We start from the raw sequence: 5,041 nt of genomic DNA, 5'->3' as shown, positions 1-5,041 counted from the left end.
ACTGGAGCTGGTTGAGTTTCTAAACAGTTTTTTTTCACAGACTTTTACTGAAACAGAAGGCATTTTAAGTGATTTGATAACAAAGTTTGGGAACTAATTTGAGACACTTGGACTGATATATGATTTAATTTTATTTGAAATAATTTTGAATTTAACTCAGTTAGGATTCCTATGATGACTACTTGAGTTCTACCAACTACATATACGTGGAGGCCTCGATTCGCGTGGCGGGCACGAGCGGCAAGTGGCGCGGCAAGGCGTTCGTGAGCCGCTATGCCTCGGATGGGTACGACATGACGCCCTCCACCCCCACGCCCACGGCACCATCGTTCACCGATTACGTGGCACGCAGCACCGCCGGGTATGCTTTGAGCACCGACACGGATGTTAAAGTGCGGGGCCGACTGGCACGCGAAGATCAGGCGAGCGCGGTGCAGGTGCAGGGCCAGAATCAGCGCTTTGAGAACACAGGTCAGCGCACCGACTGGAGCCTCACGCCCACGCTCACCCACACGCTACGTCCAGGCACCACGCTGGAGCTTCAGGGGGTGGCGTCCGGCTATCGCACCGAAACGAGCCTCGTGGGGCAGAGCGACGGGCTTCGCCTCGACGATGCGCGCTTCAATCAGCAGTATCGCAAGGGCGAGGCACAGCTTCAGACTGCACTGGGAGATGCGCACTTGGCCACCGTAGGTGCAGGGTACATCCGCGAATCCGTCGATGCCGACCGTGTGACCGGCAGCCGCACGGGCGGGTTTGTCTTCGTGCAAGACGAATGGGCGCCGACCGACTGGCTTGACCTGGTGCCGAGTGCGCGCCTGGATGCCCACAGCGACTACGCCACGCGCATCAGTCCAAAGCTGGCCGCGCTGGTGCGTCCACTGGATAGGCTGCGCGTGCGGGCGTCGGTGGGCAGCGGATACAAAGCGCCCGCCTTTCGGCAGCTCTATCTCAACTTCACCAATGCGCAAGCCGGATACAGCGTGTTCGGCGCCAAGGAGGTGCGCGGCGGACTCGACAGTCTGGGCGCCCGAGGCGAAATCGCGTCGTTCTTGCAAGCCCCCACCACATTGGGCGGGGCGATGGATGCCGAACGCTCGGTCGCTTACAACGTCGGGGTGCGAGTGGATCTCCCTGCCGCGCTTACGCTCGACGCCAACCTCTACCACAACGAAGTGCGCGATCTCATCGACACACAGCCCGTGGCGCGTAAGACCAACGGGCAGCAGATCTTTACCTACTTCAACCGCGGACGCGTCTTTACGCAGGGCCTAGAAGCCGAATTGATGTGGCAACCTCGCCCGGCGCTCGACGCGGCCATCAGCTACACCTATCTGAACGCCAAAGACCGCGACGTGCTCGACCAATTGGAGGACGGGCGCATCTTTCGGCGGACGGATGCCGGGCGCGATGTGGCGGTGCCGGTCAGCGACTATGCCGGATTGCGAGGCCGCTCGCCGCATCGGGCCACCGTTCGTTTTACGGCGCGGGCTGAATCTGCAGGCTTCACGGCCTCGGTACGTGGACGCTACCGCAGCCGCTACGGCTTCTCGGATGTGAACGGCAACGGCATTGTCGATACTGATGCCGAGTACGCCCCTGGCCACGCGCTGCTTGATCTGACCCTCACCCAAACGCTTGTTGACGACGTGGCGCTGCAAGTCGGTGCCAACAACCTGACGGACTACACCAATGCCCAGTACACGCCTGAGTTTTCGGGCCGTACCTGGTTCGTGGGGATGCGCGCTACGCTGTAGCACATAGCCTGCGCATCCTGCTATCTATCTGTTTCTATTAAACTAACCGGAGCATCCACCATGCGTATTCTGACACGAATTGCGTCTTTTGCATTCGCTACCGCACTGCTGATTACGCTTAGCGCGTGCGACGACGACACCAACCCTGCGGCTCCGGAGGAGCCCGTGGAACTGGACACGCAAACTGTTGAAGACCTGCCTGCCGACCCGACCGTAACCGTTGGCGAAAACGGACGTCCGCAGGGGCTGAACCAGTACACGTTCTTTAGCCTGCGTGATAATGAGATCGTACTGGAATCGGGGGCTGAAGCGCGCGCCGACTCCAACTCGACCGCATGGGACATTGCGCTGCAAGGCACGACCATTCGCATCAACGGCGGTGCGAGCGGACCCGGCAACGGCGCGGCGTACGTGGCCGAATCCGCCTTTGACGATGTAACCGAGGTAGACACCGACCGCCTGCAGGCCGACACCGACGAAGCGATGGCCATCCCCACCGGCTCGGGCAACGGCTGGTACAACTACAACACCAACGGCGAAAGCTATGTGCGCCCCATTCCGGGACGCACCCTCGTTGTGCGTACCGCCGACGGCGAGGGCTACGCGAAGATCCGCATCCAAAGCTACTACGAAGGTGCTCCCGATCTGCCTGCCGACCGCGAGGCGCATCCGTCGCGCTATTACACCTTTGACTACGTGGTGCGCACCGATGGAACGCCGTTGTTTGAATGACGCGCCACAGGTCACACAGTTGAGCAGTCCGGCGTTGGGTGTTCGCATATGCCCGGTGTGTGAGGACGGCGTTGAGATCCTTCCGCCGGAGGCGTCAGGATGACTTGTGGATGAGCAACCTGCTTGTGTTGAAGACCATGAATGCGCCTTGGATGCCGTCAGCGGCTACGAACAAGTGAACCACCCCCAAAAGTGTCATGGTGAGCGAATACCGACGGAAGTCGGTAAGAGTCGAACCATCTCCTACTCGGCGGGCGGCACGTTCGAAAAAAGCCGTTTTTCACCGTGCAATAAGCAAAATGTGGTTTCGTGATATCAGTCAGCATAGCCAACCCAATTATGCATCGCATCCCGCTATTCCTACTGAGCACCGCGCTCCTGCTCCTTGGTAGCGCGCCCACCGCCTCTGCCCAAGATACCGAGGCCGAGCGAGTGCTGCCCTTAGGCGGCTCCGTTACCGAAATTGTGTATGCTCTGGACCAAGGCGACCGCGTGGTGGGGGTGGATGCCTCCAGCATATATCCGGAAGCCGCCACCGAAAAGCCCGACGTGGGCTACTATCGCCAGCTTTCGGCGGAGGGCGTGCTCTCGCTCGATCCCGACATTATTCTGGCGCTCGAAGGTACCGGTCCGCCTGCTGTACTCGACCAGCTGCGCAACGCAGATGTAGGCGTCGAAACCATACCCGACGAACCGAGCGTTGCGGGCGCGAAGCAGAAGATCCGTCAGGTCGCCGAGCTTCTGGGGCGGGTGGATGCGGGGGACGATCTTGTTGCGGAGATGGAGCGCCAGCTTGCAGAAGCTCGCACGCTTCGTGAGGAGGCCGACACCCCGCCGCGCGTGCTGTTCATCTACGCACGGGGTAGCGGCACGATGAACGTGGCCGGATCGGGCACCTCGGCAGGGGCGATGATCGAATTGGCGGGCGGTGAAAACGCCCTCACAGGCATCGACGGGTTCAAACCGCTCACTGCGGAAGCGGTGGTCGACGCTGCGCCCGATGTGATTCTCATGCTCACACGTGGCCTCGACAGCGTAGGCGGTGTGGAGGGCGTGCTGGAGCAGCCCGGCATCGAACTTACCCCCGCAGGTGAAAACCGGCGCATTGTGGCGATGGATGACCTGCTCCTGCTCGGCTTTGGGCCGCGCCTGGGCACCGCCGTACGCGAACTCACCGGAGAACTGCACCCCGAACTGGAAGCCGCTTCGATCTCTGCCGAGTAGCTTCGCATCCGTCTGCCCCCGCTATGCCCACCCCAACCGATGCCCCGCCGGTCGAACCTGCCGCTACCAGCGCTGATGAGGAGACCGGTGCGTCTGCAGAGCGCGCCGACGCCGCCCAGATGCATGCCAAGCAGCACAGCCAGACCGCACGGTTAGTGCTGGGCGGGCTCGTGCTGCTCCTGCTGGGAACCACTGGCGCGAGTCTGGCCATTGGTGCGGTCGACATGACGCTGGGGCAGGTGCTTGCAATTCTGGCAGACCGTGTAGGTGTGTTGCTACCGTGGAGCTTTGAGTCGCGTCAGGCGCTTGTGCTTACGGCGATTCGGCTGCCCCGCGTGCTGTTGGCCATTGGCGTGGGGGGCGGACTCGCCGTGGCGGGTGCGGTGATGCAGGGGCTGTTTCGGAATCCGCTGGCCGACCCGAGCCTGATTGGCGTGTCGAGCGGCGCCGCGCTGGCAGCCGTCGTTACCATTGTGCTGGGCACAACCGTGCTGGGTGCGTGGACGGCGTGGTTGGGCGCGTTTCTGCTTCCTATCGCGGCCTTCGCAGGCGGCGTGGCGGCTACGGTGGTAGTGTACCAGCTGGCCACGAGCGGCGGACGCACCTCGGTGGCTACGATGCTACTGGCAGGCATTGCCATCAACGCGCTGGCAGGCGCGGGCACCGGACTGATGATCTTCATTGCCGATGACGACCAGCTGCGCGACCTCACGTTCTGGACGCTCGGCAGTCTGGGCGGCGCCACGTGGAGTCAGCTGGCGGTGGTGGGGCCATGCCTGCTGGGCGGGATGCTCGCCGCTCCGCTTATGGCGCGTCCGCTGAACGCGATGTTGCTGGGCGAGGGCGAGGCGCTGCATCTTGGCATCGACACCGAGCGCGTCAAGAAGCTGGTGATTGCGCTGGCAGCCTTTGTCGTAGGCGCGGCGGTGGCCGTGAGCGGGGTAATCGGGTTTGTGGGACTGGTGGTGCCGCACCTGTTGCGTCTGGCCGTGGGGCCGGACCACCGCGTCCTCATCCCTGGCTCGGCGCTGCTGGGCGGTGCATTGCTGCTGGGCGCCGATCTGCTGTCGCGCACCATCGTTGCGCCTGCCGAGCTTCCGCTGGGCATCGTAACAGCGCTCTTGGGCGCACCCGACGGCGGACGCTGTTTGTCGATTGCCGGATGTAAACGAGATCTCGATGACGCGGGAATTCGGCACTGGTTCCGTGGAAAGCCTTCCCAGGACGGTCGAGATGACGACACGTCTCTCAAAGACGGAATCCTCGACCACAATAGCCTGATCTGCTTCAGCCTGGAAGCGGCGCAAAGCACTCAGATAAGGATCTGG

At 62.2% G+C, this 5,041-nt stretch carries 3 protein-coding genes and 1 pseudogene; all 4 read left to right on the top strand.

Annotated features, from left to right (window positions below; translation table 11 throughout):
• The first annotated feature begins 182 nt into the window (after positions 1-182).
• Positions 183-1,757 carry a TonB-dependent receptor plug domain-containing protein gene (locus R6U20_RS04210; RefSeq protein ID WP_410336619.1) on the top strand — a complete coding sequence of 525 codons (1,575 nt, stop codon included), beginning with the start codon at positions 183-185 and terminating at the stop codon, positions 1,755-1,757.
• Positions 1,758-1,817: 60 nt separating this feature from the next.
• The gene (locus tag R6U20_RS04205) at positions 1,818-2,489 is read left to right on the top strand and encodes an HmuY family protein (RefSeq protein WP_410336618.1); all 672 of its coding nucleotides are present in this window, start codon (positions 1,818-1,820) and stop codon (positions 2,487-2,489) included.
• A gap of 339 nt (positions 2,490-2,828) precedes the next feature.
• Positions 2,829-3,713, top strand: coding sequence for a hemin ABC transporter substrate-binding protein (locus R6U20_RS04200; RefSeq protein WP_410336617.1), 885 nt, complete (start codon positions 2,829-2,831; stop codon positions 3,711-3,713).
• Positions 3,714-3,832: 119 nt separating this feature from the next.
• Positions 3,833-4,846, top strand: a pseudogene (locus R6U20_RS04195) (FecCD family ABC transporter permease); the annotation flags it as partial.
• Positions 4,847-5,041: the final 195 nt, after the last annotated feature.

The organism is Longimonas sp. (genome assembly GCF_046498435.1).
GTDB lineage: Bacteria > Bacteroidota > Rhodothermia > Rhodothermales > Salinibacteraceae > Longimonas.
The sequence above is the reverse complement of the archived record's forward strand: the minus strand, read 5'-3'. Positions and strand labels throughout refer to the sequence as shown.

Excerpts from the sequence above, each read along its gene's own strand:
- R6U20_RS04205 (WP_410336618.1), top strand. The coding sequence starts at position 1,818 with ATGCGTATTCTGACACGAATTGCGTCTTTTGCATTCGCTACCGCACTG.
- R6U20_RS04200 (WP_410336617.1), top strand. The coding sequence starts at position 2,829 with ATGCATCGCATCCCGCTATTCCTACTGAGCACCGCGCTCCTGCTCCTT.